The 23,617-nt window shown below is 68.9% G+C and carries 19 protein-coding genes and 2 pseudogenes; 12 read left to right on the top strand and 9 right to left on the bottom strand.

Features of this window, described 5'->3' with window-relative positions; all coding sequences use genetic code 11:
* Positions 1 to 98 precede the first annotated feature (98 nt).
* Both rfbD and rfbB read right to left on the bottom strand, forming a co-directional pair.
* Positions 99 to 1,010, bottom strand: a complete 912-nt coding sequence (gene rfbD, locus ACFYYJ_RS23490; protein ID WP_389135060.1) for a dTDP-4-dehydrorhamnose reductase — start codon at positions 1,008 to 1,010, stop codon at positions 99 to 101.
* Positions 1,007 to 1,984, bottom strand: coding sequence for a dTDP-glucose 4,6-dehydratase (rfbB, locus tag ACFYYJ_RS23495; RefSeq protein WP_385126278.1), 978 nt, complete (start codon positions 1,982 to 1,984; stop codon positions 1,007 to 1,009). Before rfbB ends, rfbD begins: the two co-directional genes overlap by 4 nt.
* Positions 1,985 to 2,066: 82 nt before the next feature.
* Between rfbB and rfbA the strand changes: the two genes are divergently transcribed.
* Positions 2,067 to 2,942, top strand: coding sequence for a glucose-1-phosphate thymidylyltransferase RfbA (gene rfbA / locus ACFYYJ_RS23500; protein WP_389135064.1), 876 nt, complete (start codon positions 2,067 to 2,069; stop codon positions 2,940 to 2,942).
* Positions 2,939 to 3,538: a dTDP-4-dehydrorhamnose 3,5-epimerase gene (gene rfbC, locus ACFYYJ_RS23505; protein WP_384585755.1), complete on the top strand. Its 600-nt coding sequence runs from the start codon at positions 2,939 to 2,941 to the stop codon at positions 3,536 to 3,538. Before rfbA ends, rfbC begins: the two co-directional genes overlap by 4 nt.
* 83 nt (positions 3,539 to 3,621) lie before the next feature.
* Here rfbC and ACFYYJ_RS23510 read toward each other — a convergent pair whose 3' ends face one another.
* The 6 genes from ACFYYJ_RS23510 to ACFYYJ_RS23535 all read right to left on the bottom strand — a co-directional run bounded on the left by ACFYYJ_RS23510 (position 3,622) and on the right by ACFYYJ_RS23535 (position 9,345).
* Positions 3,622 to 3,981 carry a hypothetical protein gene (locus ACFYYJ_RS23510; RefSeq protein WP_385126282.1) on the bottom strand — a complete coding sequence of 120 codons (360 nt, stop codon included), beginning with the start codon at positions 3,979 to 3,981 and terminating at the stop codon, positions 3,622 to 3,624.
* Positions 3,982 to 4,203: 222 nt separating this feature from the next.
* On the bottom strand, positions 4,204 to 5,397 hold the full coding sequence (gene tuf / locus ACFYYJ_RS23515) for an elongation factor Tu (protein WP_030008455.1): 1,194 nt from the start codon (positions 5,395 to 5,397) through the stop codon (positions 4,204 to 4,206).
* Between the two features lie 148 nt (positions 5,398 to 5,545).
* A complete protein-coding gene (gene fusA, locus ACFYYJ_RS23520; protein ID WP_376662002.1) occupies positions 5,546 to 7,678 on the bottom strand; it encodes an elongation factor G in 2,133 nt (710 codons plus the stop codon).
* A 39-nt stretch (positions 7,679 to 7,717) separates the two neighbouring features.
* Positions 7,718 to 8,188, bottom strand: a complete 471-nt coding sequence (gene rpsG, locus ACFYYJ_RS23525; protein ID WP_007265894.1) for a 30S ribosomal protein S7 — start codon at positions 8,186 to 8,188, stop codon at positions 7,718 to 7,720.
* A gap of 2 nt (positions 8,189 to 8,190) precedes the next feature.
* A complete protein-coding gene (gene rpsL / locus ACFYYJ_RS23530) occupies positions 8,191 to 8,562 on the bottom strand; it encodes a 30S ribosomal protein S12 (RefSeq protein WP_007265893.1) in 372 nt (123 codons plus the stop codon).
* 321 nt (positions 8,563 to 8,883) lie between these two features.
* Complete coding sequence (locus tag ACFYYJ_RS23535; RefSeq protein WP_389135072.1) at positions 8,884 to 9,345, bottom strand: helix-turn-helix domain-containing protein; 462 nt, start codon at positions 9,343 to 9,345, stop codon at positions 8,884 to 8,886.
* 53 nt (positions 9,346 to 9,398) lie between these two features.
* On the opposite strand from ACFYYJ_RS23535, the pseudogene ACFYYJ_RS23540 reads away from it, so the two are divergent.
* From ACFYYJ_RS23540 to ACFYYJ_RS23585, 10 genes and pseudogenes are all read left to right on the top strand, one after another.
* A pseudogene (locus ACFYYJ_RS23540) lies at positions 9,399 to 9,539 on the top strand (WhiB family transcriptional regulator); the annotation flags it as partial.
* Positions 9,540 to 9,551: 12 nt separating this feature from the next.
* Complete coding sequence (locus ACFYYJ_RS23545; protein ID WP_389135074.1) at positions 9,552 to 10,076, top strand: hypothetical protein; 525 nt, start codon at positions 9,552 to 9,554, stop codon at positions 10,074 to 10,076.
* 447 nt (positions 10,077 to 10,523) lie between these two features.
* Positions 10,524 to 10,719 (top strand): annotated as a pseudogene (locus ACFYYJ_RS23550) (hypothetical protein).
* A gap of 108 nt (positions 10,720 to 10,827) precedes the next feature.
* A complete protein-coding gene (locus ACFYYJ_RS23555) occupies positions 10,828 to 13,299 on the top strand; it encodes a YfhO family protein (RefSeq protein ID WP_389135077.1) in 2,472 nt (823 codons plus the stop codon).
* Between the two features lie 78 nt (positions 13,300 to 13,377).
* Positions 13,378 to 14,100 carry a Crp/Fnr family transcriptional regulator gene (locus ACFYYJ_RS23560; protein ID WP_389135080.1) on the top strand — a complete coding sequence of 241 codons (723 nt, stop codon included), beginning with the start codon at positions 13,378 to 13,380 and terminating at the stop codon, positions 14,098 to 14,100.
* A gap of 92 nt (positions 14,101 to 14,192) precedes the next feature.
* Positions 14,193 to 14,918: a hypothetical protein gene (locus tag ACFYYJ_RS23565; protein ID WP_389135083.1), complete on the top strand. Its 726-nt coding sequence runs from the start codon at positions 14,193 to 14,195 to the stop codon at positions 14,916 to 14,918.
* Positions 14,915 to 17,032, top strand: coding sequence for a hypothetical protein (locus tag ACFYYJ_RS23570; RefSeq protein WP_389135086.1), 2,118 nt, complete (start codon positions 14,915 to 14,917; stop codon positions 17,030 to 17,032). The genes ACFYYJ_RS23565 and ACFYYJ_RS23570 overlap by 4 nt, the downstream gene beginning before the upstream one ends.
* A gap of 13 nt (positions 17,033 to 17,045) precedes the next feature.
* A complete protein-coding gene (locus ACFYYJ_RS23575) occupies positions 17,046 to 18,170 on the top strand; it encodes a hypothetical protein (protein ID WP_389135089.1) in 1,125 nt (374 codons plus the stop codon).
* Positions 18,167 to 18,661, top strand: a complete 495-nt coding sequence (locus ACFYYJ_RS23580) for a Pycsar system effector family protein (protein ID WP_389135093.1) — start codon at positions 18,167 to 18,169, stop codon at positions 18,659 to 18,661. Before ACFYYJ_RS23575 ends, ACFYYJ_RS23580 begins: the two co-directional genes overlap by 4 nt.
* Before the next feature lie 26 nt (positions 18,662 to 18,687).
* Positions 18,688 to 19,641 (top strand): M48 family metalloprotease, encoded by a 954-nt coding sequence (locus ACFYYJ_RS23585; RefSeq protein ID WP_389135096.1) that lies wholly within the window; start codon positions 18,688 to 18,690, stop codon positions 19,639 to 19,641.
* A gap of 66 nt (positions 19,642 to 19,707) precedes the next feature.
* On the opposite strand, the gene ACFYYJ_RS23590 is transcribed toward ACFYYJ_RS23585, so the two are convergent.
* A complete protein-coding gene (locus ACFYYJ_RS23590; RefSeq protein WP_389135099.1) occupies positions 19,708 to 23,607 on the bottom strand; it encodes a DNA-directed RNA polymerase subunit beta' in 3,900 nt (1,299 codons plus the stop codon).
* Between the last annotated feature and the right edge of the window lie 10 nt (positions 23,608 to 23,617).

The following is a 23,617-nucleotide window of genomic DNA, read 5'->3' on the forward strand; positions in this document are numbered from 1 at the left end:
GAAGCATATGGCACGCCGAATGACGCAAACGGGGCCCGAAAGGTTGCCTCCGGGGCCCCGTGGACGACGTGCGCGCGCACGCGATCAGCCGTGCCGGCTCACCGCTCGGAGGGCGGTCGCAGCAGGTCGGCGAAGGCCGGACGGGTGATCGCCTCGGCGAGCTGGGCCCGCCAGTCGGCCAGCGGTTCGAGCCCCGCGGCCGACCAGCCGTCGTGACCAAGGACACTGAAGGAGGGCCGCACGGCCGGGCGTACGAACGCCTCGGACGTGGTGGGCCGGATCCGCTCCGGGTCGAGCCCGCTCAGCCGGTACGCCTCACGGGCCAGCCCCATCCACGTGGTCCGGCCGCTCGCGGTGCCGTGGTAGACCCCGCCCGGCGCCTTGCCGTCGAGCGCGGCGAGGCCGAGCTCGACGAGCCGGCGGGCCAGCGCGTAGGACCAGGTGGGCTGGCCGTGCTGGTCGTCGACGACGTCGAGGGTGTCGCGTTGGGCGGCCAGCTTCAGCATGGTGGCGACGAAGTTCGGGCCGTGCTCGCCGTACAGCCAGGCGGTCCGCACCACGTAACCGTCCTGCGGCAGCAGCTCGGCGACGGCCCGCTCCCCCACCAGCTTGGAACGGCCGTAGGCGTTGACCGGACCGGTCTCGGCGTCCTCGCGGTACGGCTCCGAGGCGTCGCCGGGCAGCACGTAGTCGGTGGAGACGTGCAGCAGCCGCGCCCCGGCGGCGGCGCAGGCCTCCGCGAGGACCCGTACGCCGGTGCCGTTGACGGCGGTGGCGGCCGCCTCGGCCGTCTCCGCTCCGTCGACGTCGGTCCAGGCGGCGCAGTTCACGACGACGGCGGCGCCGTCGACGGCGGCCCGGACGGCGTCCGGGTCGGTTATGTCGAGGTCGGCTCGGCGCAGGCCTACGGCCTCGATGCCGGCGTCCTCCAGGACGGCCAGTACGTCCTGGCCGAGCATCCCGGCGGCGCCGGTGACGAGCCAGCGCCCGGATCGCGTCTCGGTGTTCACTTCTGCAGGGCCGCCTTCGCCTTCAGCGGCTCCCACCAGGCACGGTTCTCGCGGTACCAGTCGATGGTGGCCTTGATGCCGTCCTCGAACGTGACCTGCGGGGCGTAGCCCAGCTCGGCACCGATCTTGCCGATGTCGATGGAGTAGCGGAGGTCGTGGCCCTTGCGGTCCTCGACCCGCTCGACCATCTCCCAGCCGAGGCCGGCGGCCTCCAGCAGCACTCCGGTGAGCTCCTTGTTGGTGAGCTCGGTGCCGCCGCCGATGTTGTAGACCTCGCCGGCCCGGCCCTTGCGCATGGCCAGGTCGATGCCGCGGCAGTGGTCGGAGACGTGCAGCCAGTCGCGGACGTTGCCGCCGTTGCCGTACAGCGGGACCTTCTTGCCGTCCATCAGGTTCGAGACGAACAGCGGGATGACCTTCTCCGGGAACTGGTAGTGCCCGTAGTTGTTGGAGCAGCGGGTGACCACCACGTCCATGCCGTGCGTGCGGTGGTACGCCAGCGCCAGCAGGTCGGACGACGCCTTGGAGGCGGAGTACGGGGAGTTCGGCACCAGCGGCCACTCCTCCGTCCAGGAGCCCTCGTCGATCGAGCCGTAGACCTCGTCGGTGGAGATGTGGACGAAGCGGCCGACGCCGTGCTTGCGGGCGGAGTCCAGCAGGACCTGCGTACCGACGACGTTGGTCATCACGAACGGACCCGCGCCGGCGATCGAGCGGTCCACGTGGGACTCGGCGGCGAAGTGCACGACCACGTCGTGACCGGCCATCACCTGGTCGACGGCCTCGGCGTCGCAGATGTCGCCCTTGACGAAGCGGTATCCGGGGTGGTTCGCGACCGGGGCGAGGTTCGCCTCGACACCGGAGTAGGTCAGCTTGTCGAAGACAGTGATCTGCGCCGTGGCGTCTGCACCGAGCTGCTGGCGAACGAATTCTGAACCGATGAAGCCGGCGCCGCCGGTCACGAGGATGCGCATAATACGAAGAGTCTAGCCGCCTGCCGAACGTCACATGCCGTGCGCGCGGCTCCCCCACGGCCTCTCGCATAGGGTTCTCCCCATGCGTGGAATCCTCTTGGCCGGTGGCACCGGATCGCGACTGTGGCCGCTGACGCGGGCAGTCTCGAAGCAGCTGCTCCCCGTCTTCGACAAGCCGATGATCTACTACCCGCTCTCCACCCTGGTGATGGCGGGCATCAGCGAGATCCTGATCATCACGACCCCGGACGACAGGGCCCAGTTCGAGCGGCTGCTCGGCGACGGTTCGCAGTTCGGGCTGCGGCTGGAATACGCCGTCCAGGAGCGCCCGGAGGGAATCGCCCAGGCCTTCGTCCTCGGCGCCGACTTCATCGGTGACGAGTCCGTCGCGCTGATCCTCGGCGACAACATCTTCCACGGCAGCGGCCTCGGCACCCGCCTCGCGCAGCACACCGACGCCAAGGGCGGCCGGGTGTTCGCGTACCCGGTGGCGGACCCGACGGCGTACGGCGTCGTCGAGTTCGACGACAAGGGCCAGGCCATCTCCATCGAGGAGAAGCCGGCCAAGCCGAAGTCCCGCTACGCGGTGCCTGGTCTGTACTTCTACGACAACCAGGTCGTGGAGATAGCCAAGGGCCTGAAGCCCAGCGCCCGCGGCGAGCTGGAGATCACCGCCGTCAACGACGCCTATCTCCAGGCCGGCGAGCTGAACGTGACCATCCTCGACCGGGGTACCGCCTGGCTCGACACCGGCACCTTCGTCTCGATGGTCCAGGCCTCCGAGTTCGTCCGCGTGATCGAGGAACGCCAGGGCTTCAAGATCGGCTGCATCGAGGAGGCGGCCTGGCGGGCCGGCCTGATCGACTCCGCGCAACTGCGCGAACTGGCCGAACCGCTGACCAAGAGCGGCTACGGCGACTACCTGCTGCAGCTGCTCGCCGAGGAGGACGCCCGATGAAGTTCCGCGAGCTCTCCATCGAGGGTGCCTTCGAGATCACCCCGCAGCTGCACGGCGACCCGCGCGGCCTGTTCACCGAGTGGTACCGCTTCGACCGGCTGGCCGAGGTCGTCGGGCACCCGCTGAACCTGGCGCAGGCGAACCTCTCCGTCTCCTCGGCCGGCGTGGTCCGCGGCATCCACTTCGCCGACGTCCCGCGCGGCCAGGCCAAGTACGTGACCTGCGTGCGCGGCGCCGTCCTCGACGTGATCGTGGACCTGCGCGTCGGCTCCCCGACCTTCGGCCAGTGGGAAGGCGTCCGCCTCGACGACGTGGACCGCCGCGCGGTCTACATCCCCGAGGGCCTGGGCCACGGCTTCTGCGCGCTCAGCGACGACGCCACCCTCTCCTACCTCTGCTCGGAGACCTACAACCCGACCGGCGAGCACTCCGTGCACCCGCTCGACGCCGACCTGGGCATCGAGTGGCCGGCCGAGGTCCCGCTGCTCTCCGCCCGCGACGAGGCCGCGCCGTCGCTGGCCGACGCGATCGCGACCGGGCTGCTGCCCGACTACGCGGCCTGCAAGGAGTTCACCGAGTCGCTCCGCGTGAGCTGACCCGCGGGCGCACGCGCGCGAAGAGGGCCGCATCCCGTACACCGGGATGCGGCCCTCCGTCGTACCACCGTCCCGACGGCCCGTCAGTGGATGACGGAGAAGCTGCGCCACGGCAGACTGCCGGTGGCCGTCACGTTCGAGGTGGCGGTCGGGATGTAGATCCCGGGCGCCTTCTCGCTCTTCTGGCAGTCCGGCGTCCTGTACATGACCACGTCGACGAGGGTGTTGTTGTAGACGTGGGACGCGCCGCGCGGCAGCGCGATCTTGTGGCAGCCCTGGACGGGCGTGTTCGAGTAGCTGAGCAGGACCGGGGAGTCCTCCGCCCGGAAGCTGAGCTGGCCCACGGTGGTCTTGCCCGTCGAGCAGGCCGTCGCCGTGAGCAGCAGCGCCGCCCCGGCGATGACGCCGACATGCCGGAGCCTGGCTCCTCCGATTTCAAGCATGGTGCTCGGTCCTCGTCTGTGCGGTGGTGTCTGCCTCTACCGCAGCCTCACCCGCCGCGCGCCGTCGGGCATCCGCAGCGCACCCGAAGGGATGACGACCGGACCGGTGGTGGGCGCTCCCCCCACACGCCGAAGGGCCCCGCCCCACCGCCGAAGCGGTGGGACGGGGCCCTTCAGTGCAACTTGGTGCTCGTCGAACGAGCTACCAGGTCAGAGCACGAATTACTTCGTGATCTTGGTGACCTGGCCGGCGCCCACGGTACGACCACCCTCACGGATGGCGAACTTCAGGCCCTCCTCCATGGCGACCGGCTGGATCAGCGCGACCGTCATCTCGGTGTTGTCGCCCGGCATGACCATCTCCGTGCCGGCCGGCAGGGTGACGACACCCGTGACGTCCGTGGTACGGAAGTAGAACTGCGGGCGGTAGTTGTTGAAGAACGGGGTGTGACGGCCACCCTCGTCCTTCGACAGGATGTAGGCCTGGGCCTCGAACTCGGTGTGCGGGGTGACCGAACCGGGCTTGATGATGACCTGGCCGCGCTCGACGTCCTCGCGCTTGATGCCACGGAGGAGCAGACCGACGTTCTCACCGGCCTGGCCCTCGTCGAGCAGCTTGCGGAACATCTCGATACCGGTGACCGTGGTGGTGGTCTTGGTCTCCTTGATACCGATGATGTCGACGGTCTCGTTGACCTTCAGGACACCACGCTCGATACGGCCGGTGACGACCGTACCGCGACCGGTGATCGTGAAGACGTCCTCGACGGGCATGAGGAACGGCTTCTCGGTGTCACGCGGCGGGGTCGGGATGGCCTCGTCGACGGCGGACATGAGGCCGAGGAGCTTCTCGCCCCACTCCTTGTCGCCCTCGAGCGCCTTCAGCGCGGAGACGCGGACGACCGGCAGGTCGTCGCCCGGGAACTCGTACTCGGAGAGCAGCTCACGGACCTCGAGCTCGACGAGCTCCAGGATCTCCTCGTCGTCCACCATGTCGGCCTTGTTCAGGGCGACAACGATGTAGGGAACGCCGACCTGGCGGGCCAGGAGCACGTGCTCCTTGGTCTGCGGCATCGGGCCGTCGGTGGCGGCGACCACGAGGATCGCGCCGTCCATCTGCGCGGCACCGGTGATCATGTTCTTGATGTAGTCGGCGTGACCCGGGCAGTCGACGTGGGCGTAGTGACGCGCCTCGGTCTGGTACTCGACGTGCGCGATGGAGATGGTGATACCGCGCTGGCGCTCCTCAGGAGCCTTGTCGATCTGGTCGAAGGCCGAGGCCTCGTTCAGGTCCGGGTACGCGTCGTGCAGCACCTTGGTAATGGCGGCCGTGAGGGTCGTCTTACCGTGGTCAATGTGACCGATGGTGCCGATGTTGACGTGCGGCTTAGTCCGCTCGAACTTCGCCTTCGCCACGGGGTCCTCCTGGAGAGTGGTTCTGTACGCCTTACTCATCGGCGCCAGGTGATCTTTGCTGGAAAGCCGGCCCCTCCGGGGCAACGGAGGGTTGCTCCTGTTGCCCCAGAGGCTCCGGTGACAAGCCTAAAGCGTGTACTCGGAAGAGTTACTCGCCCTTGGCCTTCGCGATGATCTCCTCGGCGACGTTCCGGGGAACCTCGGCGTAGGAGTCGAACTGCATCGAGTAGCTGGCGCGACCCGAGGTCTTGCTGCGGAGGTCTCCGACGTAGCCGAACATCTCCGAAAGGGGCACGAGGCCCTTGACGATCTTGGCTCCGTGACGGTCCTCCATGGCCTGGATCTGGCCACGGCGGGAGTTGATGTCACCGATGACATCGCCCATGGACTCCTCGGGCGTGGTGACCTCAACGGCCATCATCGGCTCGAGCAGAACGGGCGAAGCCTTGCGCGCGGCCTCCTTGAAGGCCTGCGAGCCGGCGATCTTGAACGCGAGCTCGGAGGAGTCGACCTCGTGGTAGCCACCGTCGAGAAGCGTGACGCGAACGCCCGTCATCTCGTAGCCGGCCAGGATGCCGAACTGCATGGCCTCCTGCGCACCGGCGTCCACCGAAGGGATGTACTCCTTCGGCACGCGGCCACCGGTGACCTTGTTCACGAACTCGTACGCCGGACCGTCGGCCTCGGTGATGGGCTCGATCGCGATCTGCACCTTGGCGAACTGACCGGTACCACCGGTCTGCTTCTTGTGGGTGTAGTCGTGACGCTCGACGGCCTTGCGGATCGTCTCGCGGTAGGCCACCTGCGGCTTGCCGACGTTGGCCTCGACCTTGAACTCGCGCTTCATACGGTCGACCAGCACCTCGAGGTGCAGCTCGCCCATACCGCCGAGGATGGTCTGGCCGGTCTCTTCGTCCGAGTGAACGTGGAAGGAGGGGTCCTCCTCCGCGAGACGCTGGATGGCGACACCCAGCTTCTCCTGGTCACCCTTGGACTTGGGCTCGATGGCGACCTGGATGACCGGAGCCGGGAAGTCCATGGACTCCAGGATCACGGGCTGCTTGTCGTCACAAAGCGTCTCACCGGTGGTGGTCTGCTTCAGGCCCATCACGGCGACGATGTCGCCGGCGCCCACCGAGTCGATCTCCTCACGCTTGTTCGCGTGCATGCGGTAGATCTTGCCGATGCGCTCCTTCTTGCCCTTGACGGAGTTCAGCACCGCAGTGCCGGCCTCCAGGCGGCCCGAGTAAACCCGGACGAAGGTGAGCTTGCCGAGGTGCGGGTCGCTCATGATCTTGAACGCGAGCGCGGCGAGGGGCTCCTCGTCCGACGGCTTGCGCTTCACGACCGTCTCGGCGTCGCGGACGTCGTGGCCCTCGATGGCCTCGATGTCCAGCGGCGACGGGAGGTAACGGACGACGGCGTCGAGCAGGGGCTGAACACCCTTGTTCTTGAACGCCGTGCCACAGAACACCGCGGTGATCGTGGGCTCGCCCTTGCCCTTGCCGGAGCCCAGGATGATGCGGCGCACGGCGGCGTGCAGCTGCTCCTCGGTCGGCTCGTCGCCGTTGAGGAAGAGCTCCATGATCTCGTCGTCGTTCTCGGCGACGGTCTCGACCAGCTTGCCGCGCCACTCCTCGGCAACCTCGGTGTGCGAGGCCGGGATGTCGACGATGTCGTACATCTCGCCCTTGGTCGCCTCGGCGGACCAGACGAGCGCCTTCATGCGGACGAGGTCGACGACACCCTGGAAGTCGGCCTCGGCACCGATCGGGAGCTGCATGACGATCGGAACCGCACCGAGGCGGTCCTTGATCATGTCGACGCAGCGGTGGAACTCGGCACCCGTGCGGTCGAGCTTGTTGACGAAGCAGATGCGCGGAACGCCGTAGCGGTCCGCCTGACGCCAAACGGTCTCGGACTGCGGCTCCACACCGGCGACACCGTCGAACACGGTGACGGCGCCGTCGAGGACGCGGAGCGAACGCTCCACCTCGACGGTGAAGTCAACGTGACCCGGGGTGTCGATGATGTTGATGGTGTGGTCGACGTCCTCGAGCGGCCAGTGGCAGGTCGTCGCGGCAGACGTGATCGTGATGCCGCGCTCCTGCTCCTGCTCCATCCAGTCCATCGTGGCAGCGCCGTCGTGGACCTCACCGATCTTGTAAGACACACCGGTGTAGAACAGGATGCGCTCGGTGGTGGTCGTCTTGCCCGCGTCGATGTGCGCCATGATGCCGATGTTGCGCACCTTGGCAAGGTCAAGCGAAGTGGTAGCCATATCGGCTCAGTCTTCTCTCGGTCTCGATGTGGGTTGCGACTACCAGCGGTAGTGCGCGAAGGCCTTGTTGGACTCGGCCATCTTGTGCGTGTCCTCGCGCTTCTTGACGGCCGCACCGAGGCCGTTCGAGGCGTCGAGAAGCTCGTTCATCAGGCGCTCGGTCATGGTCTTCTCGCGGCGGGCGCGGGAGTAACCCACGAGCCAGCGGAGGGCCAGGGTCGACTGACGACCCGGCTTGACCTCGACGGGAACCTGGTAGGTCGCGCCACCGACACGGCGGGACTTGACCTCGAGGGACGGCTTGACGTTCTCCAGCGCGCGCTTCAGCGTGATGACCGGGTCGTTGCCGGTCTTCTCGCGGAGGCCTTCCATGGCGCCGTAAACGATGCGCTCGGCGGTGGAGCGCTTGCCGTTCAGGAGGATCTTGTTGATGAGCGAGGTCACCAGAGGAGATGCGTAGACCGGGTCGATGATGACCGGGCGCTTCGGGGCGGGGCCCTTACGAGGCATTCTTACTTCTCCTTCTTGGCGCCGTAGCGGCTGCGGGCCTGCTTGCGGTTCTTGACAGCCTGGGTGTCAAGCGCACCGCGGATGATCTTGTAACGAACACCCGGCAGGTCCTTCACACGGCCACCACGCACGAGCACGATCGAGTGCTCCTGCAGGTTGTGTCCCTCACCCGGAATGTAAGCGGTGACCTCGATGCCGGAGGTCAGACGCACACGCGCGACCTTACGGAGCGCCGAGTTCGGCTTCTTCGGGGTGGTCGTGAACACACGCGTGCAGACGCCACGACGCTGAGGCGAAGCCTCGAGCGCGGGGGTCTTTGTCTTCTCGACCTTGTCCTGCCGGCCCTTACGGACCAGCTGCTGGATCGTAGGCACTACTTCTCCGGTTTCTGTGTGCCGTGTAGTGAAGCTAACCTGGAACTTTGCCGACCCACGCGGTCGGGTGTGTCGGACCCTGCACGCCTTCACCGAGGTGAAGGAGGGCGCGGATCGCGGTGTGGACTTCTCGGCTCACCGCGGCGTCCAAGCGCACGCGGGAGCCCAGGGCACACCCCAGGCACAAGGTCAGAGCGTACCTACCTCACAGAGGTAGGTCAAAACAAATGCCCAGCACGAAAACACACCGGACGCAAGGCGTACGGACGGGCCAGTTCGACCGGACCGCCCGGCCGCGGCGCAACTCCCCGAACCGGCAGGTCAGTCCCGGGCCCGGCGGCGGGCGTCGGCGGTGGCCGGCGCGTCGGCGGGCGCCCCGCCCTCCGCGTCCTCCGGCTCCAGGAACTGGCTGACCACCTTGACGAAGACCTCGCGGCGCGCCTCGGGGACGCCCAGCCACTGGGCGAAGTCCTCGATGGTGGGCTTGCGGCCGCCGGGGGCCATTTCCCTGGGGGTGAGCGGGAGCTCCTCGGGGGCGACCCGGCCGGAACGGATCAGCATGTCGCGCACCGAGACCCCGAGCAGCGGGGCGATCCGGCGCATGGTCTCCAGGTCGGGCATGCTCTGGCGCTGGAGCAGACGGGTGACGGCGGCGCGGTGCACGCCGGCCTCGTCCGCGATCCTCGACTTGCCGCCGCCGCGGGGGCTGTCGATGTCGTACCCGCGCTGCCGCATCAGGGTTTCCACCCAGGCCGCGAACGCGTCCAGTTCGAGAGTGCTCATTTGCCGCACCGACAGTCACCGGGACCGCCGACCGGAGCCCTGCCCGGGCCCCCATACCCTCCGCCGCCCCGCGTGGGCCTTGGCAGGCCTCCGCCGCGTGCGCCGGCCTCCCGCCCGACGTCGTCTTCACCAAGCGGGCCAAGATCGCCGCCCCCGCCCTGCGCGCCTGCGTCTCCTGCCCCGTCCGGCGTGAGTGCGAGCAGGCCGTGTCCGACACCGAGTACGGCATGGAGATCAAGCGGCAGAGCGGCAAGACCGCGCTCAGCATCCGCAACGTCGTCACCGGCACCTACGACCAGGCCGTCCGCATCTTCGACCCGTACGGCAACGAGGTCCTGTCCGACGACGTGGTCACCGGCGGCCTGGCCCGCCCCTGGCTGCCGATGCTGCCGCCGCAGGACCTCGGCACCGCGCGCCGGCCGCAGACCAACCAGACCGCGTGGACCGCCATCGCCCGTTCCTCCAACCCGATCTTCCAGCCGAAGATGCGGATCCAGATCGTCACCGCCGCCGCGGCCGGCGTCACCGGACAGATCCGCGTCATGGTCGACGACGTCCAGTGGGGGGACATCGTCACCACCCCCACGTCCTTCGACCGCACGGCCGCGATCACCCCCGACTTCGGAGCCCGCTTCGGCAGCACGGCCAAGATCGAGGTACAGGCGAAGGTCACCGCGGGCACCGGGCTCGTCTACGCCCAGCCGCTGCTGATGTACGGCACCCAGAGCTGATCCGTGCCGACCCCACCCGAGGAGACCCGAACATGAACATCGACCCGACCCTGCCCTGGGGCATCGCCATCGACTACGCGGGCCGCGCCATCGTCACCGAGGCCGGACACACCGTCCAGATCCGCGTGTACGACGCCGGACTCGGCGGCGGCTTCGAACCGGACCCGGTCAGCGGCTACCCGGCCGTGTACGTGACCGCGCAGTTCACCGAGGACGGCGAACTCGGCGCCCAACTGCGCGGAGCCGGCCAGGTCGTCCTGTACCCGGTCGGCATGAACCCCGTGGCCCCCGACCAGACGGCGGTGGCCACCGCCGTCGCCGAGGCCCTGACCGACTTCGATTCCCGGGTCAAGCCCTACACGACCCTGTGCGCCCGCTTCACCGAAACCAGCCCCACCGGAAACTCCGCTCTCCGTCGCCGTCGAGCTGGAGCGGCTGCGCGGAACCATGGAGTCCGGCTTCGCCCGGGTCGACGGCGCCAGCTCTGCTCGTCCAGCACAGCGACCAGTCGGACCGGCAGCTCGCCGATCACGAGACCCGCCTCGACGCCCTGGAACGCTCCCGCTGGCCACTCGCCAGTGTGACGGCGCTCGCCGCGGTCTCCGCGGTGGCGGTGACCGCCTGGCAGATCAGCGGCCAGTGACCCGCCCCACCCCGCGCACCGGGGCGGCCCGCCCGGCGGGCCGCCCCCCGCCCGCGACCTAAACTGGCGGCTTGCCGTCGAGGAGCAGGGAGCAGGACATTGGGCACCGTGGCACCGGAGACGACCGCAGTCGAATCTCCTCCCTCCGGCCCGGACGAGCGCTCCCCCCGCCGATACGCCCTCCGCGCCGCCCGGTTCCGCGGCCCCCTCCTCGCCTTCCTCATCACCTCGGCCGCGTTCTGCACGGCCTGGGTGGCGCGGGGCACCTTCCCCTTCGGCACCACCGGTCGTGCCATCAACGACCAGGCCAACCAGTACGTCCCCTTCCACCGGGCGCTGTGGGACCTGGTCCACGGCCAGGCCGCCGGCGACCTGCTCTTCACCTGGCGCGGCGGCTTCGGCCAGCAGTTCCTGTCCGACTACTACACGTACCTCGGCAACCCCTTCTCCTGGCTCACCGTCCTCGTCCCCCGCGCCCACGTGGACCTGGCGGTCTTCGCGATCACCCCGATCACCATGGGCGCCGCCGCCGCCGTGATGACGGTGTACCTCGGCAAGCTGCGCCCCGGCCCGTGGTGGCAGCGGGGCGTGCTCGGAGCCGTGTACGGCCTGTGCGCCTGGGCGCTGAGCGACGCCTCCTACATCCCGATGTGGCTGTGGGGCCTGGTGGCGCTGCCCATGCTCGGCATCGCCGTCGAGTGGTGCCTGGAGCAGCGGCGCTGGCCGGGCGTGGCCCTGCTCGTCGCGCTCGCCTGGTTCGGGAACTTCTACACCGCGATGATGGCGACGATGGCCGCCTGCGTCCTGCTCGCCATCCGTCTGATCACCCTGGAAATGACGGGCGGGCAACGGCTGCGGGTCCTGTGGCGCGCCGCGACCGCCACCGCCACGGGCGTCCTCCTCACCCTCCCGCTGCTCCTGCCCTCCTTCCTCTCCAGCGGCTCGGCGCAGCCCACCCAGGCCGGCGCCTTCGATCCGGTCCGGATCGAGCTCTTCCTGGCGGGCATGCTCCCGGCGACCCACCTGTGGGGCGGCCGCCCCCGCCTGTACGTCGCCTCCCTCGGGCTGATCCTGGCGGGCTCCTTCCTCCTCAACACGCGCATCGCGAAGAAGACCCGCCTGGTCTGGGCCGCGGCCACGGTCCTCGTACTCGCCTCGTTCCAGTTCCCGCCCACCCAGTACGTGTGGCACGGCCTGGCGGTCCCGAACGGCAACCCGTACCGCGAGGCCTTCGTCTTCAGCGGCATGGTGGTGGTCGTCGCCTGGCTGGCCCTGGCCAACCGGCCGCGCCCGCTCCACCTGGCCCTGGTCGCGGCCCTCCTCGTCCTGGCCGCGTTCGTCCTGCGCCGCGCCAACGACTTCGGCGGCTGGACCTGGCCCGCCGTCCTGGGCGGCGGCGCGGTCTCCCTCCTCGCCCTCGTCCTCCTCACCCTGGGCGAGAAGCGCCGCCGGCTGATCCCCATCGCCGCGGTCCTCATGATCGGCGTGGTCTTCGCCGAGTCGACGGTCGCCGCCTACAACGCGGACGTCCGCCGCGCCCGCGAACGCTGGGCGAAGCCCGTCGCCACCTCGAACCGGTCGATCACCGAGCACTTCGACGCCGTGCGGCGCGTGGACGGCTGGCCCGCCTACCGCACCGATTCGGGCGCGCCCCAGACCTCGTACAACGACGCCCTCACCCTGCGCGCCGAGGGCCCGCAGTACTACAGCAGCTACCTGCCCGAGGCCACCTACAAGGCCCTGGAACCCCTCGGCTACGGCTACAAGAACGACGGCCGTACCTTCTTCGGCGCGGACAACCCGGTGCTCGACGCGATCTTCTCCATCGGCGCCCGCGTCCGCCCCGGCGCCACCCCCGACACCTGGGAGGGCTCCACCTTCCCCGCACCCCCACTGGTCACCGTCCGCACCTCGCCCCACACCTCCCCCAACCCCACGGACAGTGTCTGGGCCCGCCAGGAGAACGTCCTCGGTGCGACCGTCTACCAGGTCCCCGAGGTCACCCGCGGCGGCACCGCCACGGAGCAGACGTACGCCGCCCGGTGCACCCCCGGCTCCGAGGCCTTCTGGTACTCCCCCGCCCTCCACGGCACCCTCACCGCCGGCGGCACCGAGCGGCCCCTGGAAGACCTGATGACCGGGGTCACCCCCCTCGGCCCGGTCCCCGCCTCGGGCCGGCTCGACGTCACCGTCCGCACGCAGACCAAGGACGCCACGGCCGGCACCCACCCCCTGGGCTGCCTGGACCGCACGGCCCTCGACACGAGGGTCCGCGACCTCACCACCACGGGCGCGACCTCGATCGACATCACCGGCCACGGCATCGAGGCGACCCTCCCCCGCGGCACCACCGGCACCGCCGTCCTGGCGATGACGAACGTCCCCGGCTGGCAGTGCTCCGCCCCGATCCGCGACTTCCACGGCCTGATCTCCCTTGACCTCCCCGCGGGCACGGACAAGCTCTCCTGCACCTTCACCCCGAAGGGCCTCACCCCCGGCCTGGCAGCCGCCGGCCTGGCCCTGCTCACCCTGGGATCCGTCGCCTTCGTCATCCGCCGCCGGCACTCGGACGTGGGGTAATCCCGCGGTTCCGGAGCGCACCGAATCGGTTGTTGAGTACATTGACCGCCCTGATCACCGGGGCGGGGGCGACGGCAGATGAACGAGAGTGCGGACCCGGTCGGCGGCGAAGGCGGGCTGGACGACAGGGTCCCCTTCCTCGCTCGGCTGGAGGAGGCCGACGGCACCGCGTTACGGGCGCTCGGGCGGGAGGTGATCTACCAACCGCGCAGCACGCTGCTCCACCAGGACGAGCCCACGACCCACGTCCTCCTCGTATTACACGGCTGGACCAAGGTCACCGCCGCGCACCCCAACGGCTACCAGGCCTTGCTCGCCCTGCGCGGGCCGGGCGACATCGTCGGTGAGTCCGCTGCGCTCACCCGCCGCCCACGCTCCGCGACGGTGACCGCACTCGAGCGGGTCCGCGCGGTCGTCATCGAGCACGAACGGTTCCGGGTCTTCCTCAGCCGGTTCCCCGATGTCGCCCTGCAACTGCTCGCCCTCGCTTCGGACCGTACGCGGGCCGCTGACCGGCGCAACCTCCAGTTCGCCTCGATGCCCGTCCGCGAACGACTCGCGATGCTCCTGCTCGACCTCGCCCGGATCCACGGCGCGCGGACGGCTGAAGGCATCGAGGTGGCCGTCCCACTCACCAAGCAGGAACTGGCAGGTGCCGTGAGCGCCTCCCGCGAAATGGTCCAGCGAGAGCTGAAGAGCTTGCGCGACCGGGGTGTGATCAGCACTGGACGGCGCACGGTGGTGATCGTGCGCCCGGACGTACTGCACCGGATCGCCCGGGCCCAGCCACCGACGGCCTGACGCAAACGCCCCGCCCCTTCAGTGCACACCGTCACACTCGGGCGCGTCATCCTCCCTCACGGCGCAGGCGCCCGCTGCCCGACGCTGCTCACATGACACAGCCGAAGCCGCTCTTCCGCACTCTGCTCCTCATCGACACCGAGCGGTTCAGCGACCGCGACGACGTACAACAGGGCTACCTGCGACGGATGCTCTTCGGGATCGTCGACCGCGTCCTGCTCGCGGCCGGTGCCGACCAAAACCAGCGCCTGCGCGCCGACCGGGGTGACGCGGTGATGGAGCTGATCGATCCCTCCGTCCCACTGACCGACTTGCTCAGGGCGTTGCTGCAGGACGCTCCGGCCGAGCTGCGCGCAGTCAACAGGCTCGCCGCCAGCTCCGCGCAGATCCGGTTGCGGGCCGTCCTGGCAACCGGATTCGTCCACATCGACCAGTTCGACGGCTGGGTGGGCACGGACCTGAACAATGCCTGCCGTCTCCTGGACGCGAACCCGCTGCGAGCCGCACTCCGCGAGCGCACGGACGACTACGCGCTGTGCGTCTCCGAGTCCGTGCACACGGGCATCGTGGTCCACGACCACCTCGGCATCCCGAAGGAGGAGTTCCAGGCCATCACCGTCTCTACGAAGAACGGCCCGATGAGCGCCTGGCTCCACGGCCCGCTCCCCACCACAGCGGCCGCTCCGAAGCAGGTCCCGCCCCGGGACACGATGCCGCCCGCTCCGGCCGGCATCGACTTCCGGGGCACGAACCACGGCCTGGTGGCGAACCAAGTCCAGGGCGACATCACCTTCGGTGGCTCCGGTGAGCGCCGGTGAGCGAGGAGGCAGTACCGAAGACCGATCCGGAGGCGCCCGCGGCCGGGCCGGCCGAAGAGGAGAAAGCCACCGAGACCGAACAGCCGGCACAGGAACCCTGGGCTGCCCGCCGGGACCTGGACGACCACGCTCCGCGTTCGATGCTCCAGTTCCATGGGACCAGCCATGGTGTCGTGGCCGGCAAGCTCATCGGCGACATCATCACCGGCGGCAAGACCGAGCACCACTACAACTTCGGTGGCTTCGGAGGGGGCCACGTCTCCGGTGAGATCCCGTCTGAGACCCTGGAACGGCTCGCCGACGACTTCGTCTCGGAAGACACCCCGTTCGACCGGCTGCTGGCGAGGCTACGCAGGGAACGTGTGATCGTCCTGGCCGGTGCCCCCTTCTCCGGCCGACGGACGGCAGCCCTCATGCTGCTGCACCGGCTCGGCGCCGCACCCGTCCGTGCACTGGACCGGAACGTGACACCGAGCGAGCTGAGTCAGCGTCTGACCGCGGGTGACGGCACCGTCGGTCATGTGCTGTTCGATCTGGAGATCACACGTGAGCAGCCGCTGCGAGAGGCCCACATGTTGGCGCTCCGCAGCCGGATGCGCGAGTTGAACGCGTACCTCGTGATCACAACCGGCCGCAGCCCATACGTCGAGGACACCGTAGAGCTCGCGGCCTGGCGCCCGCCCGACCCTCGGACGGTACTCACGACCCTCCTGCCCAAGAGGACGGATCCCTCACAGGCACGGATGCTGTTGGCACTGCCCGACGTCGACGAGTTCCTGTCGCATCAGCGTCAGATCCGGGAGGTCGTGCGGTACGTCTCGGTCCTCGCTCAGGGCGACAAGGAGAAGATCGAGCAGTACTCGCTGACCACGCTAGAAGAGCAGGTCCAGGAGTGGTTCGAAGAGGCAGAAACACCGGTGCAGTTACGGGAGAAGGCCTTCCTGATCGCACTCGCCGCGTTCGACAAGGGGCCGTACGCCCTGACGGCGGAACTCGGCGACACCCTTTTCGCCAAGCTGCGCAGCACAGGCGACGACGGCTACCAGAAGCCGATCCCGGTCTTCGGCACACACATCGAGAAGCGACTGCAAAGCGCTCGGGCTCGACGCTATGCCGACAAGGAAATGACGGAGTGGGGCGAGGTCACTCAGGTCAAGGCCGAGTTCCACGACGAGCGCGTGGCACCCGTGGTGCTGCGTGAGGTCTGGACCGGCCACCCGGCGGCGCGACCCGCGCTGATCAAATGGCTCGATGGGCTCTCCGTCGACGGGCGCCCGTTCGTACGGACCCGGGCGGCGGCCACTGTCGCCGTCCTCGCGTACACGGACCTGCCCTCCGCTATGGCCCTCGTCGTCGAGCGTTGGGCTGGGGCGAGGGAATCCCGACGTCAGCTGACGGCAGTCAGCGCCCTCGCTCTGGCTCACCGGATCGGAGCCCCGAACATCCCCCGGATCGTCGACGTCTGGAGCACCGACGGTCAGGATCCGAAGCGCTGCTGGGTCGGGGTCCGTGCGCTGGGTCTGATCGGGCCCGAACGCCCACTGGACGCCCTCGCCGCCCTCTGGGCACAGGCCCGGCACCAGTACGACAAGAGGGAGAAGCAGTCCCGCATCGGGGCGGGCGACGAGCAGGTCGCCGCAGAGCTCCCCCAGTCGGTGGCCCTGTTGCTGCTCTCGTCGGCAGCCGAGCCTGCCCTCGGCGCCCTGGTCCCGGTCCTGGACGGTCACCCTTCTGCGCGTGGGCTCGCTCTGGACGGGTTCCTCACCGCCTGCGAACGGGTGGACAAAGCCCCTTGTCCGCCACTGCTGGACCAAGCCGCCCAGTCGCCGTCGGCCTCGGCCCACGTAACCCACCTGCTTCGGATCGCGCTGAACGACCGTACGACCAACGAGCGCGCCGAGACCGTTCTACGGAGCTGGGTCCGGGCGGCCGACCTGGACCCGGACACCGCACAGGCCCTGGTGGACCTGCTTCCCGGACTCGTCGCCGGGCCCCGCGATGCCGCCCGGCTCGACCACCTGCTCGACACGATGGAGGGGCTGGACGGTCAGCCCCGGCCGGCCGTCGCGGAGCGGTTGCGCGCCGCGCTCACCCGTCCCCTCACCCACGCCTGAGAGGAGACCCGTCATGGGCAGCTCGCTGTACCGCTCCACCGACTGGGATCAGCGTGCCGACCGGCACACCCCTCTGAAGGATCCCGTCGTCACCGTCCGCCAGATGAGCCGTTTCGGCCTGTCCGGCGGCCCGCACACCCGCATCGACCACGCCCTCGTCTACACGACCAGGCGTGGCGGGTTCGAATTCTTTCTCCCTCCCCACCGGCCCCGCCGGATCCCTCGGCGCTACACCGCGGTCTACGAAGTGGACATGGGCATGCATCCCGTCCGTACCCAAGTGCCGTTGCCCAGTGTCGACGACGCCCACGAGTTCGAGGTGAGCATCGAACTCGACTGGCAGGTCACCGACCCGGTCCGGTTCGTCCGCAGCGGACACCGCGACGTCCCTCGCCTCCTGCTCGGCGAGTTCGAGCAGGCCGCCCGCCCGGTCACCCGTCGATTCCCCATGTCCGACAGCGCCGGCGCCGAAGCGGAGGTCCTGACCGCGGTCCGCGAGGGCAAACCACTGGGCGAGGAAGCGGGCCTGCATGTCCTGTGGAGCGTTCGACTGCGTCGTGACAAGGACAACATCGAGCACGCCCGTCGCCTCCAGTCGATCGAACACGCGACCGCTGAGGAAGTCCTGACCCAGCAGAGCGGCACCCTGGCCGATCTGGAGAAGGCAAAACGTGCCCATGCCCAGCACCAGCACCGGCTGGAGTTGCAGGAGTACGAGGCGCAGCGGATCGACTTCTATCTGGAGTACCTGGCACGCGGCGGGGCCAACGCCTGGGCCATGCACCTGGCCCAGCATCCACAGGACTCGGCGCAGGCCATGAGCAGCCTTCGAGAGGATCAGCGGGAGCGACTCCAGGCTCAGATGGCCCTCATCAAGGAGTTGCTGGCCAAGGCGGGAACCGAGCCCTTCGAGCTGGAGGGACCGCGGCGGCGCGCGATCGACGCGTTGAATGCGGTCCTGGGCCGGCACGTGCCCGATGAGCAGGATTCCCTGGATCCTGAGGCCCGGAAGGGGACCGAGTCCCCGGCGGAGGCTCATCACCCGAAGGTGCCCACCCAACCAACGGCGGTGGACCTGGCCGACTGGCAGCCGCTCGCACCTCCGGAACCGCCCACTACGCCCGACGTCCCCCGATGACCGCGTCCGACGAGGCCGCCACCCGGCTTCTCACCGACCTACGCGTCGAAATCGCCCGTGCCGACACCAAGGCCGCCCTCCTCCTCGGGGCACTCGGGATGACCACCGGGGTGGTCAGCGGCCCTGTGTCCGGACCGGCCCGGACCCCCGGCGCTCTGTCCGGTCCGGCAGCGATCCTCTGGTGGGCCGGAGCGGCGGCTCTCGCCTTGGCCCTCCTGGCCCTCCTGCTCGCCGTGCTCCCGCGCTCCCTGCGTTCCGCATGGCAGGCGGGCAGTCCGCTGGCCTACTTCGGTGACGTCCACTCCGCCGACCGGCAGGGGCATCTGGACGAGGCCCTGACCGACACCGGCCACGCCCCGGGGAGTGCGGTACGAGCAGCCTTGGCCGCCAACAGTCTGATCGCGGTCCGCAAGCACCAGTGGATCCGGGTCGGCCTGCTGGCCTACGGCTGCGGCACGGTGCTCATGCCGGCCGCCCTGTTGCTCGGCTGACCACACTCCCGCCCGTGGAGGACCGTATGGACGACACTTCCGCACCCTCTGACGACCTGGAGTACCGAAATCCCCCCGGCACCCGCGTCACCTATCGGGCCAGGCAGCGTCGGACCGACCACACCGTCTGGCTCGGTCTCGTCCTGCACCTTCCCGCGTTCCTGCTCAGCTTCGGACTGGTCCTGGCAACGGCGCTGATGCTCGAAGCGTGGTTGGGCGTCCCGGTCTGGCTGCCACCCGCGGTCTGGGCGGCCTCGGGAGCCCTGGCCTTCCACCGGCCCACCGAAGGGCTGCTCGCCCGCCACCTACTGCACCTGCAGCGGCCTCTGCCCGCCGAGCTGAGCACGCTGGCCCCGGTGTGGCGCGAGGTCACCGCCCGAGCCGGGGTGGACGGAAGCCGGTACGAGCTGTGGGTCGAGGACAGCGACGGCCTGAACGCCCTTGCCGCCGCCGGCCACATCGTCGCCGTCACCAGGCGGGCGCTGGAAGCCCTGCCCACCTCCAGGCTGGCGGCCGTGCTCGCCCACGAACTGGGACACCACACGAGCGGTCACTCCTGGTCCGGAATGCTCGGCTGGTGGTACTCGATCCCCGGTCGCATCGCCTTGCGGGGACTGGCCCGCCTGAAGCCCAGGCTGATCCGGACCACACGCGGGGCGTCGGCAACGGCCTTGGGGCTGCTGGTGATCTCCACCGGCTACCTCGCCTTCACCACCCTGAAGGCCACCTACGGATTGCCCCTGGTACTGATCGCGCTGCCCTACCTCGCGGCAGCGGTCGCCAGGCGGGCTGAGCTCCGGGCCGACGCGCACGCCGCCCGCCTCGGCTTCGGGCAACCCCTTGCCCTGGTCCTACACGAGTTGCTCGCCGAACAGTCCACCGCATCCGCTTCGGCAGAACAGCCCGGATTCGGGACACGGCTCCTGTCCCGCCATCCCGATCACCGGACCCGGCTCCACCAACTGCAGCGGTACCTGTGAGCCGGGAACGCCGCAGGGCGGCCACCCTCTCGGGTGACCGCCCTGCGCTTACTGCTCAGCTTCGACTCAGCCGTTGTACGGGCCGTAGTCGTAGTCCTCCAGCGGGACAGCCTGGCCGGAGCCGGTGCCGAAGGGCGAGTAGTCGATGTCGTCGTAGCCGACGGCCGAGTACATCGCGGCCTTCGCCTCCTCGGTGGGCTCCACCCGGATGTTGCGGTAGCGGGACAGACCCGTACCGGCCGGGATGAGCTTACCGATGATGACGTTCTCCTTGAGGCCGATCAGGGAGTCGGACTTGGCGTTGATCGCCGCGTCCGTCAGGACCCTGGTCGTCTCCTGGAAGGACGCCGCCGACAGCCACGACTCGGTCGCGAGCGAGGCCTTGGTGATACCCATCAGCTGCGGACGGCCGGAGGCGGGGTGACCGCCCTCGGTGACCACGCGACGGTTCTCGGTCTCGAACTTCGACCGCTCGACCAGCTCGCCCGGCAGGAGCTCCGCGTCGCCGGACTCGATGATCGTCACGCGGCGCAGCATCTGCCGGATGATGATCTCGATGTGCTTGTCGTGGATCGACACGCCCTGCGAGTTGTAGACCTTCTGGACTTCGCCGACCAGGTGGACCTGGACGGCACGCTGGCCGAGGATGCGCAGCACGTCGTGCGGGTTGGTGGCACCCATGGTGAGCTTCTGGCCCACCTCGACGTGGTCGCCCTCGTGCACGATGACCTTGGCGCGCTTCGAGATCGGGAACGCCGTCTCGTCGCTGCCGTCGTCGGGCGTGATGACGATCTTCTTCGTCTTCTCGGTCTCCTCGATCCGCACGCGGCCGGCGGCCTCGGAGATCGGGGCGACACCCTTCGGGGTACGGGCCTCGAAGAGCTCGACGACACGCGGCAGACCCTGCGTGATGTCGTCACCGGCCACACCACCGGTGTGGAAGGTACGCATCGTCAGCTGGGTACCGGGCTCACCGATGGACTGGGCGGCGATGATGCCGACCGCCTCACCGATGTCGACCAGCTTGCCGGTGGCGAGCGAGCGTCCGTAGCAGAAGGCACAGGTGCCGACCGCGGACTCACAGGTCAGGACCGAGCGGGTCTTGACCTCCTCGACGCCGTTGGCGACCAGGGCGTCGATGAGGACGTCACCGAGGTCGACGTTGGCCGGCGCGATGACCTTGCCGTCGATGACGACGTCCTCGGCCAGCATGCGGGCGTAGATCGAGGTCTCGACGTCGTCGGCCTTGCGCAGCACGCCGTCCTCGCCGCGAACGGCGATCTTCAGCTTCAGGCCGCGCTCGGTGCCGCAGTCCTCCTCGCGGATGATCACGTCCTGCGAGACGTCCACCAGACGACGGGTCAGGTAACCCGAGTCGGCGGTACGCAGGGCGGTGTCCGCCAGACCCTTACGGGCACCGTGCGTGGAGATGAAGTACTCCAGAACGGTGAGGCCCTCACGGAAGGACGCCTTGATCGGACGCGGGATGGTCTCGTTCTTCGCGTTCGACACCAGACCACGCATACCGGCGATCTGTCGCATCTGCATCATGTTTCCTCGGGCACCCGAGTCAACCATCATGAAGATGGGGTTCGTCTTGGGGAAGTTCGCGTTCATCGCCTCGGCGACCTCGTTGGTCGCCTTGGTCCAGATCGCGATGAGCTCCTGCGTGCGCTCGTCCTTGGTGATCAGACCGCGCTCGTACTGCTTCTGGACCTTCTCGTCCTGCTCCTCGTAGCCCTTGACGATGGCCTTCTTGGCCTCGGGCACGACGACGTCGGAGATGGCCACGGTGACGCCCGAACGGGTCGCCCAGTGGAAGCCGGCCGCCTTCAGGTTGTCGAGCGTCGCCGCCACGATGACCTTGGGGTAGCGCTCCGCCAGGTCGTTGACGATCTCGGAGAGCTGCTTCTTGCCCACCGAGTAGTCGACGAACGGGTAGTCCTCGGGCAGCAGCTCGTTGAAGAGCGCACGGCCCAGGGTCGTCTTCAGACGGAAGCTGTCGCCCGGCTGGAACTCCTGCTCGCCCTCCTCGGCGACCGGCGGCACCCAGCCACGCGGCGGGATGGTGCCCACCGGGAAGCGGATGTCGACGGACGACTGGAGCGCCAGCTCACCGTTGTCGAACGCCATGGTCGCCTCGGCCGTGGAGCCGAACGCGCGGCCCTCGCCCTTGGTGTCACGGAGCTCACCGTCGGTGGTCAGGAAGAACAGACCGAGGACCATGTCCTGGGTCGGCATCGTGACCGGACGGCCGTCGGCCGGCTTGAGGATGTTGTTCGAGGACAGCATCAGGATGCGGGCCTCGGCCTGCGCCTCCGCGGAGAGCGGCAGGTGCACGGCCATCTGGTCACCGTCGAAGTCCGCGTTGAACGCGGTGCAGACGAGCGGGTGGATCTGGATGGCCTTGCCTTCGACCAGCTGGGGCTCGAAGGCCTGGATGCCGAGGCGGTGCAGCGTGGGCGCACGGTTCAGGAGGACCGGGTGCTCGGCGATGACCTCTTCGAGCACGTCGTACACGACCGTGCGGCCGCGCTCGACCATGCGCTTCGCCGACTTGATGTTCTGCGCGTGGTTCAGGTCGACCAGGCGCTTCATCACGAACGGCTTGAAGAGCTCCAGCGCCATGGCCTTGGGCAGACCGCACTGGTGCAGCTTCAGCTGGGGACCGACGACGATCACGGAACGCGCGGAGTAGTCCACGCGCTTGCCGAGGAGGTTCTGACGGAATCGACCCTGCTTGCCCTTCAGCATGTCGCTGAGGGACTTCAGGGGACGGTTGCCGGGACCGGTCACCGGACGACCACGACGACCGTTGTCGAAGAGGGCGTCGACGGCCTCCTGGAGCATGCGCTTCTCGTTGTTCACGATGATCTCGGGGGCACCGAGGTCGAGAAGGCGCTTCAGGCGGTTGTTGCGGTTGATCACGCGGCGGTACAGGTCGTTCAGGTCGGAGGTCGCGAAGCGGCCACCGTCGAGCTGCACCATCGGACGGAGGTCCGGCGGGATGACCGGGACGCAGTCCAGAACCATGCCCTTGGGCTTGTTGCTGGTCTGCAGGAACGCCGAGACGACCTTGAGGCGCTTGAGCGCACGGGTCTTCTTCTGGCCCTTGCCGGTACGGATGATCTCGCGGAGGCGCTCGGCCTCCTCCTCCAGGTCGAAGGACTCGAGACGCTTCTGCAGCGCGGCGGCGCCCATGCAGCCGTCGAAGTACGTGCCGAAGCGGTCACGCAGCTCGCGGTACAGGAGCTCGTCGCCCTCCAGGTCCTGGACCTTGAGGTTCTTGAAGCGGGCCCACACCTCGTCGAGGCGGTCGATCTCGCGCTGGGCGCGGTCGCGGAGCTGCTTCATCTCGCGCTCGGCGCCTTCGCGCACCTTGCGGCGCACGTCGGCCTTGGCGCCCTCGGCCTCGAGCTCGGCCAGGTCGCTCTCGAGCTTCTTGGCACGGCCTTCGAGGTCCGCGTCACGGCGGTTCTCGATCTGCTGGCGCTCGACGGAGACGTGGGCCTCCAGCGACGGCAGGTCGCGCTGACGGCGCTCGTCGTCGACGAACGTGATCATGTACGCGGCGAAGTAGATGACCTTCTCGAGGTCCTTCGGCGCGAGGTCCAGCAGGTAGCCAAGGCGCGACGGGACGCCCTTGAAGTACCAGATGTGGGTGACGGGAGCGGCAAGCTCGATGTGGCCCATGCGCTCACGGCGCACCTTGGCGCGCGTGACCTCGACGCCACAACGCTCACAGATGATGCCCTTGAAGCGGACACGCTTGTACTTGCCGCAGTAGCACTCCCAGTCCCGGGTAGGACCGAAGATCTTCTCGCAGAAGAGTCCGTCCTTCTCGGGCTTGAGGGTGCGGTAGTTGATGGTCTCCGGCTTCTTGACCTCGCCGTGCGACCAGGTTCGGATGTCGTCCGCGGTGGCAAGGCCGATCCGCAGCTCGTCGAAGAAGTTGACGTCGAGCACTGTGCGTCAA

Source organism: Streptomyces sp. NPDC002467 (genome assembly GCF_042889825.1).
Taxonomy (GTDB): domain Bacteria; phylum Actinomycetota; class Actinomycetes; order Streptomycetales; family Streptomycetaceae; genus Streptomyces.